13 protein-coding genes and 1 tRNA gene are annotated in these 13274 nt (G+C 63.0%); 6 read left to right on the forward strand and 8 right to left on the reverse strand.

Features of this window, described 5'->3' with window-relative positions:
* Positions 1 to 25: 25 nt before the first annotated feature.
* From MTAI_RS02870 to pyrE, 3 genes are read right to left on the reverse strand one after another with little or no spacing between them, the layout of a single operon-like run.
* On the reverse strand, positions 26 to 1033 hold the full coding sequence (locus MTAI_RS02870; RefSeq protein ID WP_043982233.1) for an NAD(P)H-dependent glycerol-3-phosphate dehydrogenase: 1008 nt from the start codon (positions 1031 to 1033) through the stop codon (positions 26 to 28).
* Positions 1034 to 1088: 55 nt separating this feature from the next.
* Entirely contained in the window at positions 1089 to 2153 is a 1065-nt protein-coding gene (locus MTAI_RS02875; protein WP_036196922.1) for a stage II sporulation protein M, read from the reverse strand.
* Between the two features lie 23 nt (positions 2154 to 2176).
* Positions 2177 to 2728, reverse strand: coding sequence for an orotate phosphoribosyltransferase (pyrE, locus tag MTAI_RS02880; RefSeq protein WP_027887365.1), 552 nt, complete (start codon positions 2726 to 2728; stop codon positions 2177 to 2179).
* 38 nt (positions 2729 to 2766) lie between these two features.
* Between pyrE and MTAI_RS02885 the strand changes: the two genes are divergently transcribed.
* Together MTAI_RS02885 and MTAI_RS02890 are read left to right on the forward strand one after the other, a co-directional pair.
* The gene (locus MTAI_RS02885) at positions 2767 to 3510 is read left to right on the forward strand and encodes a DEAD/DEAH box helicase family protein (protein WP_027887366.1); all 744 of its coding nucleotides are present in this window, start codon (positions 2767 to 2769) and stop codon (positions 3508 to 3510) included.
* The gene (locus MTAI_RS02890; RefSeq protein WP_027887367.1) at positions 3503 to 4585 is read left to right on the forward strand and encodes an enolase C-terminal domain-like protein; all 1083 of its coding nucleotides are present in this window, start codon (positions 3503 to 3505) and stop codon (positions 4583 to 4585) included. Before MTAI_RS02885 ends, MTAI_RS02890 begins: the two co-directional genes overlap by 8 nt.
* A gap of 292 nt (positions 4586 to 4877) precedes the next feature.
* Here the strand turns inward: MTAI_RS02890 and MTAI_RS02895 are convergent, their stop codons facing one another.
* Entirely contained in the window at positions 4878 to 5747 is an 870-nt protein-coding gene (locus tag MTAI_RS02895; protein WP_027887368.1) for a GNAT family N-acetyltransferase, read from the reverse strand.
* A gap of 90 nt (positions 5748 to 5837) precedes the next feature.
* Between MTAI_RS02895 and MTAI_RS02900 the strand changes: the two genes are divergently transcribed.
* The 3 genes from MTAI_RS02900 (at position 5838) to MTAI_RS02910 (ending at position 9281) form a co-directional block, all read left to right on the forward strand.
* The gene (locus MTAI_RS02900; RefSeq protein ID WP_027887369.1) at positions 5838 to 6731 is read left to right on the forward strand and encodes a diacylglycerol/lipid kinase family protein; all 894 of its coding nucleotides are present in this window, start codon (positions 5838 to 5840) and stop codon (positions 6729 to 6731) included.
* A gap of 115 nt (positions 6732 to 6846) precedes the next feature.
* A complete protein-coding gene (locus MTAI_RS02905) occupies positions 6847 to 8841 on the forward strand; it encodes a GGDEF domain-containing phosphodiesterase (protein ID WP_043982253.1) in 1995 nt (664 codons plus the stop codon).
* A 170-nt stretch (positions 8842 to 9011) separates the two neighbouring features.
* Entirely contained in the window at positions 9012 to 9281 is a 270-nt protein-coding gene (locus tag MTAI_RS02910; protein ID WP_027887371.1) for a hypothetical protein, read from the forward strand.
* 36 nt (positions 9282 to 9317) lie between these two features.
* Here MTAI_RS02910 and MTAI_RS02915 read toward each other — a convergent pair.
* Positions 9318 to 9394, reverse strand: a tRNA-Arg gene (locus tag MTAI_RS02915).
* A 152-nt stretch (positions 9395 to 9546) separates the two neighbouring features.
* On the opposite strand from MTAI_RS02915, the gene mnmA reads away from it, so the two are divergent.
* Positions 9547 to 10644 carry a tRNA 2-thiouridine(34) synthase MnmA gene (gene mnmA / locus MTAI_RS02920; RefSeq protein WP_027887372.1) on the forward strand — a complete coding sequence of 366 codons (1098 nt, stop codon included), beginning with the start codon at positions 9547 to 9549 and terminating at the stop codon, positions 10642 to 10644.
* Between the two features lie 128 nt (positions 10645 to 10772).
* On the opposite strand, the gene MTAI_RS02925 is transcribed toward mnmA, so the two are convergent.
* From MTAI_RS02925 to MTAI_RS02935, 3 genes are read right to left on the reverse strand one after another with little or no spacing between them, the layout of a single operon-like run.
* Positions 10773 to 11783 carry an Ldh family oxidoreductase gene (locus MTAI_RS02925; protein WP_027887373.1) on the reverse strand — a complete coding sequence of 337 codons (1011 nt, stop codon included), beginning with the start codon at positions 11781 to 11783 and terminating at the stop codon, positions 10773 to 10775.
* Positions 11783 to 12538, reverse strand: coding sequence for an SDR family NAD(P)-dependent oxidoreductase (locus tag MTAI_RS02930; RefSeq protein WP_027887374.1), 756 nt, complete (start codon positions 12536 to 12538; stop codon positions 11783 to 11785). Before MTAI_RS02930 ends, MTAI_RS02925 begins: the two co-directional genes overlap by 1 nt.
* A 9-nt stretch (positions 12539 to 12547) precedes the next feature.
* Positions 12548 to 13273, reverse strand: a complete 726-nt coding sequence (locus MTAI_RS02935) for an SDR family NAD(P)-dependent oxidoreductase (protein WP_027887375.1) — start codon at positions 13271 to 13273, stop codon at positions 12548 to 12550.
* Position 13274 lies beyond the last annotated feature (1 nt).

The raw sequence follows: 13274 nt of genomic DNA on the forward strand, positions 1-13274 counted from the left end.
GGGTTCGGGCCAGTGGCGTGGGCTTCTACTCCGGCTTGGCCTCGCGGCTCATCAGGCGGATGAGCTCCTGCATGGGATCGGCCCCCTGGTAAACCACCCGGTACACGGCCTCGGTAATCGGCAGGTCGGCCCCGGTGGCCTGATCCCAGGCGTGCAGGGCTTTGACCGTGTAGATGCCCTCCACCACGCTTTTCTGGGCCTCGAGCTGGGCCAGGGTCAGGCCCTTGACGATCTGCTCGCCAGCGGTGCGGTTGCGTGAATGGGGGCTGCTGGCGGTGGCGATCAGGTCACCCAGGCCCGAGAGGCCCATGAAAGTGGCTTCTCGGGCCCCCTGGGCCACCCCAAAGCGGATGATTTCGCGCAACCCCCTGGTAATCAGGGCTGCTTTGGCGTTGTCACCGAGCTTCAAACCATCCACCATACCCGCCGCCAGTGCAATCACGTTTTTGAGCGCCCCACCCAGCTCCACCCCCACCCGGTCGGTAGAGGTGTAGACCCGGAAGCTTTTCCCGGAGAAAACCTGCTGCACCTGCTGGGCCAGCCCCGGTTCCTGGGCGGCCACCACCGCCGCGGCCGGTAAAAAACGGGCTATCTCCTCGGCCAGATTGGGCCCCGACAACACAGCCACCTGCGAAACCCCAGTTACCTCTTCGATGACCTGGCTCATGCGCAGGAGGTGTTGGTCGGTAAACTGCAACCCCTTGGTGACCGAGACATAGGCCTTGGCTTTGGGCAGTTGGACCAGGGTTGCTCGCAGGGCCCTGGAAGGAAGGGCCACGACTGCGAGCTGGGCTTGGTGCAAGGCTTCCTCGGGGTCGGAGGTTGGGTAAAGCCGTTCAGGGAAGACCGCACCGGGTAGGTACTCGCGGTTTTGCCGCTCGAGCTGCATCGCCAGGGCGTGCTCGGGCCGGCGGGCCCAGAGGTATACTGGAACCCCTTTCGACGAGGCCAGCAAAGCCAGGGCCGTGCCCCAGGACCCGGCCCCCAGCACGGCAATGGGGGGGGTGTGGTGGTTTGAGGACGAGATGGACATAACACTGCACCAGTTCTGCGCCAGGTCAGATGGGTGGGTGGGGCCTGTAATTGCTCTATGGACGCATTAGAACCAGGATCGAGAAGGCCTCGTACCAGGCCCCCAAGAGCAGGAAGAAGGCCCCCAGGTAGACGGTGAGACCCAAAGCCCGCAGCCCGGCCCGGTAGCCCTCGCCCCGCAGGGTTTTGAGCATCAGCACCAGCCCACCAAAAGTGACCAGAATGTAGGCCTGTAGCTCCACCACAATGGTGGGTAGGTGCAGCAGGTAATTAACCGTGGGCAGGGCCACTGGGCTCAGGGCAAAGCCCAGTACAAAATAGCGCAACGCGTTGAACAACAGTGCTGGAATACCCAGGAACAAGCCCGGTACGGCCGTGGTCAGCAGCAGGCCGTTGGTGAAGTTCCAGTAAAAGATCACAATGGCAAGGCCCAAAACACCCCCAGCCAGGGCGCTGCCGAGGCCGATTTGCTCGAGCGCCCCACCCACCAGCTCCTGCATCAGCCGCACCATCTGGGGGTTGGTATAGGCCACCAGCCCGCCCAGGGCGAACAAGCCATACAGGCCGATGTTGGTGCCCAGGTACAGCCCCCGGTACTGGCGCACCAGAGCCCAGCCTTCGGCCCACCAGCGGGCCAGGGCGCTGTGGCCGCGCAGGGCCACCAGCCAACCCAGAGAGAGGGCCACAAACAGCGCCCAAGCTACGGGGCTTTTGAGCCAGCCCGGCAGCAGCCCGCCCTCGGGGGCAAATCCGATTCGGGTTACCACTCCTTCGCGGATGGTGACCCGCACCTCGCCGCCGCGCCCAGCCACGGTGGCGGGGAACTTAACGATGCTGCCGCCGGGGATGGGCTCTTCTAGTGGCTCATCCAGATTCACCGATAGCTCGCGGGGTGCGGGAGGGAAGGCCAGGCTCTGCTCGAGCAGCCGGATGGCCTCCTCGGTGGGCTTGCCCAGGGCTTGCGAGGGGTCTACCTGGTATTGGCCGGCCTGCCAGTCCTGCACGGCCTGACGGGCCAGTTCCAGGTTGGACTGGGCCATAGACAGCCCCAACAACAGCCCGACTGCCAGCAGCCATCTGCCAATTGGGGGTGCTACTAGAAAAGCAACGTGTCGCAGCATATGCCTTAGCCTACCAAGTCTGCCTAGACTTCCTGTAAGGGCTCACCCCGCTGGCACAGCGGACAGGTTTCGGGGGCATAGGTGGGAAAGTCGAGTTGTACTAAAGAGCGGTAGGGCACGCTAAACTCGGCCCGGCCTGCGCTGCGGTCTACGATAGCCCCCACTGCCACACAACGCGCGCCTTTGGCCTCGGCGGCCTGGATGGCCTGCTGCACCGAGCCCCCGGTGGTGACCACGTCTTCTACGGCCAGGAAGCGCTCGCCGGGGTGAATGGTCAGCCCTTCGCGCACCCGCATACCCCCTTGGCCGTCCTTTTCGGCGAAAAGGGCCCGCACCCCCAGGGCTTTGGCGGTTACAAAGGCCAGGACAACACCCCCCATGGCGGGGCCTATTACAAAGTCGAGCTCGAGCGTATCGAAAAGCTCGCCCATGGCCTGCCCCACCGCCTCGGCGTATAGGGGGTGCTGGAGCAGGGTGGTGGATTGAAGAAATTTGGGGGAGTGCCGGCCCGAACGCAGCAAAAAGTGGCCCTCCAATAAAGCCCCGGTTTCTTTGTAAAGGTTAAGAACATCCACCGCTCCATGCTACCCGACTCGGCGTAGACTAGAACAGCATGAGTGAGCGTATCCCCCGAGCCAATCTATACCTGCCGGGCCAGGACGCGCCCGAACAGAGCCGCCGGCTGGCTGAAATGCCCCTGCTGATTCTGGTGGGCCTGACCGGTGTGGGCAAAACCAGCCTGCTCGAGCACCTGGGTTACCCCACCCTGCCCGACCGCAGAGAGCTGGTCGACCGTTACGTGTTTCCCTTGTACGGCTGTGCGGAAAAGCAGCTGGATCGCAGCGAACGCTTTGCCCTGACCCGGCGCTTTCGCCAGGAGCACCCTGGTGGGGTGGCGGAGATTCTGCTCAACAGCCGTGCCCTGCCGGCCTGGCCCCTGTTGTTCGATGGTTTGCGCGGCGAAGCGGAGGTCAGCTTTGCCTTGAGCCATCTGCCCCTAAGCCGCTTTGTGGTGCTGGAGGCCCGCGACCTGACCCGCCTTTCACGCCTCCTGACACGGGGGGATGCCTTCGACCGGGTGCGGGTTGAGCAGGATGACCTGACCAACCTGCGTGAGCTGGCCCGGGGGGTGCTGAGCGAGGATGAGCTGGAAGAGGCTTTGAGTTGGAACGTTTCTGTGCCAGAGTTGACCGCCAAGCTCAAGATTGTGGCCGAGGAGCGCAAAAACTACAACCCCGATGGCGTGCGCCGGGCGCTCCAGGGCTCGCCAAGGGCCCTGTTTCTAAACACCGAAACCCTTGGCCTGGCCGAAGAAGCAGCGGCCATCCGGGCCTTTGTGGAGCAGATCCATGCCTAGCATACGGCGAATCATTCCCCGCCCGTTTCGCCTGCCCCTGAGGGGGGCTTTGCGCTGGGGCCGGGCCTCGGAGCTGTCAGCTTTGGAGCACGTTTTGCTCGAGGTTGAGCTTTCCGACGGCTCGATAGGCCGTGCGGAGATTCCGCCCCGGCCCACCATTTACGGCGAAACCTTGGGCACCGTACTGGCGGCGCTGGACTACCTGTCGCCGCAGCTGGTGGGCCTCGAGGTGGAGGACACCGAGGCCATCCAGAAGGTCTTGGGCAACTTCCCCAACAACCCCACCGCCAAAGCGGGGCTGGACATTGCCCTGTGGGAGGCCTGGGCTCATAGCGAAGGGCAGACCCTGTGGCAGGTCTTCGAGCCGCACCACCCCAGGGTGCGGGTCAGCTACATTCTGGGCATTGCCGACGAGGCGGAGATGCTGGCCGATGCCCAAACGGCCTACGCCGCCGGGGTTCGGGTGCTGAAGGTCAAGGTGGGGCGCGATTTGCAAGGCGACCTATCGCGTATAGCGGCCCTCAAGGAAAGCTTCCCTGATGTGGCCCTGTACGCAGATGCCAACGAAACCCTTTCCCCCGAGGAGGCCCCGGCCTATCTGCAAAGGTGGTCTGAAGCTGGGCTTGCCTACGTGGAAGAACCCCTGCCGGTGGGTGAGGTGCGGGCCCGCCAGCGCCTGCGCCGGGCTGCCATCCTGCCCCTAATTGCCGACGACTCGGCCTTTACGCTGCGCGACCTGTGGCGCGAGCTTCAGCTCGATACCTTCGATATCCTCAACCTCAAGCCCGCCCGCACCGGCTACACCCAGACCCTACAGATGCTGGCCCTGAACCGTGCCGAGGGTAAAAAGGCCATGGTGGGCTCACAGGCCCTTTCCAGCTTTGGGGCTTACCAGACCGCGCTGATGGCCTTTCAGGAAGGGGTGAGCGAGCCTTGTGAGCTGGCCTTCCACCTTAAGGCCGAGGGGGGTTTTTGTAGCTTTCCTCCCCTTAGGGAAGGCTGGTTATACTGGGAAGACCTGGCCGGGTGCCGCTTTGATCCCCAGGCCTTTGAGCGCTACGCCCTGCACGTCTGATGGTCGCGGGAACCCGCATCCACAGGTGCCCTGTACTCGATTGCCTGAGCCTTGGCATTCCGCTGCTTTCGCTGGAGCTGCCGTTTGCGCTGTACACCCCGCTCCAGCGCCCGGGCCGGGCGGCCCTGATCAAGGCCCTGGATTCAAAAAGATGGTCATCCAAAGCAAAGACCTCCAGAGGCCATCTTTTCGAATCCTAGAGCACACCCCTCGCTGCGCTCGGCGAGGAAAGCGTACCCCTTCGGTCGGGCTGGTTCGCTGCCTTCCGCGCCGAACTAACCGAATCTGGTATTTAGTAAAGCTCGAGCGCGTAGGTCACAACAGCGCTGGTCTGTTTGAAGCCCAGGCGTTCGTAAAGGGCCTGGGCGGCTTTTTCGTGGTCGTGGGCGCGCACCTGCAGGGTCTCGATGTGCGGATTGGCAAAGGCCCATTCGGCAGCAGCCCCCAACAGCGCCCGCCCCAAGCCCTTGCCCCGGGCCTCCGGCACCACCCCAATGTAGGCGATCTCGGCCCGGGTATCGTCGAGCTCGAGCTCGGCCATACCTACAGGTTCCCCGGTGGCATCGGCATAGGCCATGAATAGCTCGACCTCCGAACCAATAAAGTGCTGGCGCAGCTCTTCATCGGTCCAGTGCAACCGTAGGCTCCAACCATCCTCGGCGCGGCTGTACAGGTTGCGGTAGGTTTGGGGATCGCAGGGTTCGGCCCGCTCAATCTTGTAGCCGGCTGGAACGGGATAGGCCAGATCGGTGCGCTGGATGCAGTAGAAGTAGGTGGTGTGTTCGGCGGAGAAGCCCATCTGCTCCAGCAGGCCTCGAGCCTGGCGGTTGCAGGCTTCGGGAAAGGCGTAGAGCGTCGAAAAACCTTCCTGACGGGCTTTTTTGACCAGATGCTCCAACAGCGCCCTGCCATCGCCCCCACGGATTATGGGGCCCTCCAGGGCCGCTCCTTCCCAGAAGGGCACCAGGGCGCCGTACCCCTGCACCCGGCCTGCTTCAATCCAGACCCAGGCTTTGTCGCTCTCGCCGGCCAGCACCTCCCACCACAAGCCTTCGGGGGTGCGGGCCTCGGGGGCCAGCGAGCGACGCTCGGGCGCCTCGTCCATCCAGCAGAGCAACTCGGCGAGCTGCGATAGGTGGGATTGTGCCACGGGCCGGTTCATAGAACCTTCCTTTGCGAGCAGCGAACGACAACCTCCTTCGAATACTCGTATTGTACAACGTTGGCCTTTGCTAGAATCAGGGGAAACACAATGAAGAACCATACGACCTTTGTCATCAATCCAGCGGCGGGGCGGGGGCGGGTGGGCCAGATGCTGCGGCAGCTCGAGGCCGCTATTGTCCGGCAGGCCCGGCCCTCCGACGCGGAAATCGTGGTTACCCAGGCCCCAGGTCATGCAACCCAGATCGCCCAGAGGGCCGCGCCCGGTAGCCGGGTGGTAGCGGTGGGAGGGGATGGCACGGTGCACGAGGTACTGCGCGGTATCGCTGGATCGGATAAGGCCATTGGGGTGGTGCCCATCGGTAGCGGCAATGACTTTGCCCGCATGGTGGGGTTACACAAACTGCCCCTCGAGGCTGCCTTGCACACCGCCCTGCACGGAACTGTGCGCAGCGTGGATCTGGGCGTGGTCAACCACCGGCCTTTCGGGGCCAGCCTGGGCATTGGCTTCGATGCCGCAGTGGCCCGCAAAGCGCTTTCCGCCCCTACCTTTTTACGGGGAATGCCCCGCTACTTGTACTCGATTTTCGCCGTGCTAAAAGAGCTTGAGCTACCCAACCTCGAGCTCATCCAGGATAACCAGGTTCTCTATCAGGGCCCCAGCCTGCTGGTGGCCCTTATGAACGGCTCGACCTACGGGGGGGGTATTCCCATCGTACCGGATGCGGTGCCCACCGATGGACTGATTTCGGTTGCGGTGGCCGGCCCCTTCAGCCGCCTGGGGGTGGTGGGGATTTTGCCGCAGTTGATCATGGGCAAACACGTGCACCACCCCCGCCTGCACTTCTTCCGCGGAGCCGAGTTCGTTGTTCGCTTCGATCGTCCGGTTCCGGCCCACTCCGATGGGGAGTTGCTCGAGCCCAGCCAGGAGTACCGGGTGCGGATGATTCCGGGCGGACTCCGGGTGGTTCAGTCTGGGGCGTAATCTGCACGGGCTTGTTAACGGCTGGTTTGGTGATGAATAACCATGCGCCCCTGCACACCGCTTGGTACATTAGAATTGTGGCTTCTTAGAGCCCCCAAAGAAAGGATTGGAATTGGTGAACGAAGTTAGCTGGAAACTATTCGCACCGCTCTCCATCGAAGGGGCCACGCTCCTGATTGAGCACCAGGATTTACCCTCTGGTATGGCTATTCGCCTTGGAGGGGCGGGGGGCGTGGTGCTCAAACCCCAGGAAGCCCAGGAGCTTTTGCTCAACCTACTCACCGGTGAGTCCTGGGTGAGCAGTCGTTTGGTCTGGGCTGCACCCCGCCTGCATATCGGGCAAAAAGGCTACAATCTAAACGAACGCGCCAAGCTGGCTCTGATTGAAGCCCTTCAGTCCTTGTTGGTGGAGTCTCAGGGCGTGGCCGTCAACCCCATGCCCAAGGAAACCTGGCAGCGCTCGCTGCTCGAGATCACCCAGCAGCGGTTCGCTAGCGTGGAGGAAGCCCTGCCCAGGCTGGGGGAGATGCTGATCTCGCTGGGCCTCAAAGGTCTTTGTTTGTGGTTGCGGGATGGCAGTGGGCGTACCCTCAAACCAATTGGACAGTACCCCGAAGCCGCCCTGCCCGATGAGCTACAACCCGAGCGCCACCCGGTTTATTTTCAGGTGCTCGAGCGCAACCTGCTGATTGCTGCCGACGACGCTCGGCAGGATGCCCGTATGAACGAGTTGCGCGACATCCTGATCGGCCGTGGCCTGGGGGCGGTATTGCAGGCGGTTCTGCACGGGGAAGGGGGGTTGCGGGGTGTGGTATGGATTGAAAGCATGCAGCCACGTAAGTGGAGCAACGCCGACGAGACCCTGGCCCTGGCCGTGGCCCAGGTGATTGAGCGTATTCTGCGCCCGCTCAAAGACGAGATTAAAATCCAGACCCCCGAGCGTAAGTCGCTGGCGGTTCGGCGCAGCGAGTTTGAACTCAATCTGGCCCAGGCCCTCTCGATGGCGCAACGGTATGAGCGCTCGCTGGCCTTGATGCGCATTCAGATTGACGGGATGAACAAGGCCCAGACCGAACGAGCCGCCCGGGAGATTGCCTACACCCTGCGCCAGAGCGACTCGCTGGCTTACCTGGGTGAACAGGGCTTTGCCCTGCTGCTATCCGAGGTGCGCTGGACGGCTGGGGCCAGCCGGGTGGCGCATCGCTTGCTGGGCCGTTTGCGGGCTGCCCTATCGGGCCTAAAGGTGGGCATTGGGATCGCGATGTATCCCCAAGACGCCACGACTGTGGAAGGCCTCTGGAATCAGGCCGAGCAGGCTTGCCAGGCATCCCTCGAGGCGGGTGGAGGTATCCGCTTGCTGACCCCTGGGGCTGCTGAGTTGCAGGAGGCCATTTCGCAGGACGGCTTGACCTTGCACTTCCAGCCGGTGTTTAACCTGAGCGACCTCGAGCTGGTGGCTGTGGAGGCCCTGGCCCGCTGGCCTAGGCCCAAAGGGCTGCACCAGGCCGGGGAGTTTTTACCTCTGGCCGAGCAGGTGGGCTTGATGAGTGCCCAAGATCGCTGGGCCCTGGAAAAAGTGCTCGAGCAAGCCGCCCTCTGGAGGCCTTCTGGGGTTAACGCCCGCTTCAGTATTAACGTCTCCACCGAAACCCTTATCGATCCAAACTTCCCCAGTGTGCTACAAGAGATGCTCTCGGCTAAGCGCCTCCCCGCTGATACGCTTATTGTGGAGCTGCGCGAGGAGGCCATCCTAAGCGACCTCGAGACCACCAGCCGTAGCCTCGAGATCCTCAAACACCTGGGCGTTCTGGTGGCCCTCGACAACTTTGGTTCCAACCCTATTCCGCTCACCCAGCTCAAGCGGCTGCCCATCGACTGGATCAAGCTTAACCCGGCCCTATCGGTTTCGGAAAACGCCATGCTGGCCAAAGCGGCCATCGATATGGTGCACGCTGTGGGTGCTAAAGCGGTAGCCAAAGGTTTGGAGGAACAGTCTCAGCTTACCCGCATGAAAGAACTGGGCGCCGACCACGGTCAGGGACACATCCTGGGCTGGCCGGTTCCCGCCGAAGATCTGGGGGCTTTGCTGGTCTGGGGCATTGGCTCGTAATGCCGGATTCAAAAAGATAGTCATCGAGGGCGAAGATCTCCAGGGGCTATCTTTTTGCATCCTAGAGTACACCCCTCGCAGCGCTCGGCGAAGAAAGCGCATGGGTTGGTTCGCTGCCTTCCGGCACCGAACCAACCGAGTCTGGTATAAAGCTCTGCTACCATAACTCCATGACCGAAGGCGCGGTGCTGCTGCTGCGGCTGCTGTTGTGGCTTTTTCCTGGTATGCTGGCCTTTCTCTCGGTGCGAGGCTTGCTGACCGGGCGTATCCGCGTGGGCCTGGGTCTGCTGGTGGGTGCTGTGCTGGCGGCCTTCCTGATCAAGCCCATCCCGGTGAGCCTGGCTTTTTTGCTGATCGGTGGGCTGGCGGCCCTAGGGGGCGGGCGCAACCCCCGCTATGCCCGCGAGCTGCGGGAGCGCCTGGAAGAGTGGCGAAAATAAAAAGGCACGGAGCTGGTTAACTCCGTGCTTTTTACCTGGCGGGCGCGGCAGGATTCGAACCCACGACCTACTGATCCGTAGTCAGTCGCTCTATCCAACTGAGCTACGCGCCCTTACGCACCGGTGAGTACCACCAAATGCGTCCTGTAGGTTAACACAGGCGGTGCAAGCTGTCAACAAGGGCGGAGGTGCGGTCAGGGGAAGTGTGCTTTAAATCCTAAAGCCATCGGGTACACTAGTTTAGGAGCCTCGAGGCTCCCTTGATATGGGTAAGCGTGTACTGGCGGCCATGAGCGGGGGGGTGGACTCCTCGGTAAGCGCGGCTTTGCTCAAGGAACAGGGCTACGAGGTCATCGGGGCTATGATGCGCTTCTGGCCCGACAACAAAAAGGACGACTGCTTCGAGACCTGCTGCTCGCCCGACGCTGCCTACGAGGCCCGGCGGGTGGCCGATATTATCGGTATTCCCTTTTACCTGCTCGACTACCGCGAGGAGTTTCAGGAAAAAATCATCAACCCCTTTATCGCGGGCTACCAGGCCGGCGAGACCCCCAACCCCTGCGTGAGCTGCAACACCCGCGTCAAGTTCGACTCGCTTTTGAAGAAAGCCCGGATGCTGGGCTGCGATTATGTAGCAACCGGGCACTACGTCATCAACCGCGACGGGGGGCTGTACCGGGGCGACCCCAAGAAGGATCAGACCTACTTTTTGTGGGGCACGCCCAAAGAGGCCATTCCCCATATGCTCTTTCCGGTGGGGCACCTGGAAAAGCCCCAGGTGCGGGCCCTGGCCGAGAAGTATGGTCTGCCCACCGCCAAAAAGCCCGAGAGCCAGAACATCTGCTTTGTGCAGGGCGACCTGAAGGACTTCCTGGCCCAGCACCTCACAGCCCGTCCGGGACCGCTGATTGACCTCGAGACCGGTCGGCAGATTGGCGAGCATAGTGGGGCACAGTTCTACACGGTGGGCCAGAAAAAGGGCCTGGGTCTGTGGAAGAGCCACCTCGAGCGCTACGTGGTGCAGGTGAATGCCACCACCAACGAGGTGATCGTGGGGCCCAGGGAGGCCTGTATGTGGGGCGGCCTCGAGGTCCACCAGGTCAACCTGCTGGTCGAGGCGCAGAACTTGCCCGAGCGCCTCGAGGTGCAGGTGCGCTACCGCACCCGACCGGTGCCGGCCTGGGTGGAGGCGATGGAAGCAGGGCGGATGGTCATCCGGCTGGAAGAGCCCCAATTCGCTGTCACCCCAGGCCAGTCGGCGGTCTTCTACCAGGGGGAGCGGCTCTTGGGTGGGGGTTTTATTGCCAGGGCCCTTTACAACCAGTTCCAGCCTCGAGCCCTTGCGGCCAGCCAGAGACCTTGATACACCCTTGGACAGGTTCGAATTCCCCTTCCCCTGGATTTCCGAATCGTGGGTGGAGACTATCTTTTTGCATCCGGTATTAGAACTCCAAAGATGGCCTCTGTGAGGGCTTTCCTTTGGAACCGGTATTAGAGGCCCACCGCTTTGGCGGCCTCTGGGCTTAGAGATAGGCCCTCCTGCAGGGCTTTCTGCTCGAGGAGCCACTCGCGTTCGCCTGGCAGCAGAACCCGATCTACGTTCTCTGCGGGGGGCAGGGCCCGAACCCTGCGAATGTACGCGTCTACCTGCCTTCTAAACTGCTCCGCGTCACCAAAAACAGCCGGGTTCAGGGCCATGAAGAAATGGCCCAGGCCCTGGGGGCGTTCGGGGGCGGTGTAGAGCGGGGCGATCTCGGGGCCGATCAGGGCGCCCACCAGTGGGCCGCACAGTATGTCGATGATCAGGCTGATGGCCGATCCCTTGGGCCCCCCAAAGGGAAGCAGGGCACCGGCCAGGGCCCGGTCGGGGTCGTCGGTGGGCCGCCCCTCTGCATCGAGGGCCCAGTTGAGGGGAATGGTTTTTCCACTGGACTTGGCGAGCAGAATCTTCCCGTGGGCTGCCTCGCTGGTGGCCATGTCCAGGGCGATGGGGGGTTCCTCCATTGCCGGGATGCCCACGGCCAGGGGGTTGGTGCCCAGAAAACGAGCGCGCGCCCCCCAGGGGGCCACCAGGGCATCGGCGTTGGAGAGCGCCACACCGATCAGCCCCTTTTCCACTGCCCTGCGCACGAAGTACCAGGCCAGGCCAAAGTGGCTCGAGCGCCGCACCCCCACGGCGGCCAGGCCCACCTTCTGGGCTTTTTCGATGGCCAGCTCCATTGCCTGCAAGCCGGAGGGGATGCCGTGGCCGTCCTGGGCATCCAGCCAGGCCAGGGCCGGGTAATCCGCCAGCAGCACGGGCCGGGCTTGGGGTTTTACCGAGCCCAGCCGGGCGCGCTCGAGGTAGATGGGCAGTCGGATCAGGCCGTGCGAGGCAACCCCCCGCATCTCGGCCAGCACCAGGGATTCTGCGATGGGTAGAGCATTCTCCGGCGTAAAGCCATGGTTTATCAGGATCTGTTCCACCCGCTCGCGCAGTTGTTGCACAGGAATGCCTTGCATCACCAGGGTTCTCCTGTGGTGAAGCCACCGTCCACGTACAGTACGTGCCCGTTGACATATTCGGAGGCTGGGGAGGCCAGGAACACGACAGCGCCGGCCAGATCCCGCGGCTGTCCGGCCCGCCTTACGGCAACGCGCTGTTCCAGGCGCTCGACCCAGAGGGCATCTTGAAAAAGCGCATCGGTCATGTGGGTATGGAAAAAGCCGGGGGCGATGGCATTGACCCGGATGCCCCACTCCCCCCATTCCTGGGCCAGGGTGTAGGTGAGGGTGACCAGCCCGCCTTTGCTGGCGGCATAGGCGGCCCTGCGGGGTAGCCCCCGCGCGCTCATTACCGAGCCGATGTTGATGATCCGGCCATAACCCTGGGCGCGCATGGGCCCGGCCACCGCCTGGGCCATGAAGAAACTGCCGCTCAGGTTGACCTCGAGCACCCGCTGCCATTCGGCGGGGCTTAACTCGAGGGACGGTTTGATCACATGGGTGCCTGCGGCGTTCACCAGGATATCCACCCGCCCGAGTTCGTGTAAAACCTGCTTTACCGCACCCTGAGCCTCTTCGGCGGAGGCGACATCGGCCACCACGGGCAGCGCCCCCAGCTCGCGGGCGCAGCAGTGCAGGCTTTCCTGGTTGCGGCCTAAAAGGGCCACCTGAGCGCCGGCTTCCCTCAGGGCTCGGGCCATCTCCAGGCCCAACCCCCCGGTACCGCCGGTCACCAGAGCCACCCGTTTGTTCAGTTCAAACAGTTCTTTCATGCTACTTCCTCAGTCCATAAGCGCCCCACCGTTGATATCCAGTGTGGCTCCGGTGATAAAACCTGCTTCTTCGGAGACCAAAAAGGCCACGGCTGCCGCGACCTCCTGGGGTTTGCCCAGCCTTCCCAGCGGAATCCCGGATAGCACCCGCTGGCGGGTTTCTTCGCTCCACTGGGCGCTCATCTCGGTCTCGATGGCATGGGGGGCCACGGCATTGGCGGTAATGCCATAGGGGGCCAGCTCCCGGGCCAGGGTTTTGGTGAGGTTGACCACCCCGGCCTTTGAGGGGCCGTAGCCCGGTGCGGAGGTGATGTCCCCTGTTTTGGCCGCGATCGAAACGATGTTGACGATGCGGCCCCAGCCCCCTTTGAGCATGTACGGCGCGGCGTGCTTGGCGCAGTTGAAAGCGCCTTTGAGGTTGACCGCGATAACCCTATCCCAGTCCCCCTCGCTGACGCTGAGCAGGTTGCCACGGCGGATAATGCCGGCGTTGTTGACCAGGATGTCCAGCCGCCCGTGCTGGGCGTAAACCTGGGCCATGAAGGTCTGCGTTTCGGAGTAGCTGGAAACGTCCAGGCGGCCCGCGGTGCCCCCAATGGCCTGGGCGGTTTGCTGGGCGGCCTCGAGATCCAGATCGGCCACAACCACGTGGTGGCCCATGGCCGCGAGCCTTTCGGCGATGGCCTTTCCGATGCCTCGGGCGGCTCCGGTGACAAGGGCGATTCTACGCGACATA

The sequence above is a fragment of the Meiothermus taiwanensis WR-220 genome (assembly GCF_003568585.1).
Lineage (GTDB): Bacteria > Deinococcota > Deinococci > Deinococcales > Thermaceae > Meiothermus > Meiothermus taiwanensis.

Coding starts and splice junctions, on each gene's coding strand:
- MTAI_RS02870 (WP_043982233.1), bottom strand. CDS start 1,033: ATGTCCATCTCGTCCTCAAACCACCACACCCCCCCCATTGCCGTGCTG.
- MTAI_RS02875 (WP_036196922.1), bottom strand. CDS start 2,153: ATGCTGCGACACGTTGCTTTTCTAGTAGCACCCCCAATTGGCAGATGG.
- MTAI_RS02885 (WP_027887366.1), top strand. CDS start 2,767: ATGAGTGAGCGTATCCCCCGAGCCAATCTATACCTGCCGGGCCAGGAC.
- MTAI_RS02890 (WP_027887367.1), top strand. CDS start 3,503: ATGCCTAGCATACGGCGAATCATTCCCCGCCCGTTTCGCCTGCCCCTG.
- MTAI_RS02895 (WP_027887368.1), bottom strand. CDS start 5,747: ATGAACCGGCCCGTGGCACAATCCCACCTATCGCAGCTCGCCGAGTTG.
- MTAI_RS02900 (WP_027887369.1), top strand. CDS start 5,838: ATGAAGAACCATACGACCTTTGTCATCAATCCAGCGGCGGGGCGGGGG.
- MTAI_RS02910 (WP_027887371.1), top strand. CDS start 9,012: ATGACCGAAGGCGCGGTGCTGCTGCTGCGGCTGCTGTTGTGGCTTTTT.
- mnmA (WP_027887372.1), top strand. CDS start 9,547: ATGGGTAAGCGTGTACTGGCGGCCATGAGCGGGGGGGTGGACTCCTCG.
- MTAI_RS02925 (WP_027887373.1), bottom strand. CDS start 11,783: ATGCAAGGCATTCCTGTGCAACAACTGCGCGAGCGGGTGGAACAGATC.
- MTAI_RS02930 (WP_027887374.1), bottom strand. CDS start 12,538: ATGAAAGAACTGTTTGAACTGAACAAACGGGTGGCTCTGGTGACCGGC.
- MTAI_RS02935 (WP_027887375.1), bottom strand. CDS start 13,273: ATGTCGCGTAGAATCGCCCTTGTCACCGGAGCCGCCCGAGGCATCGGA.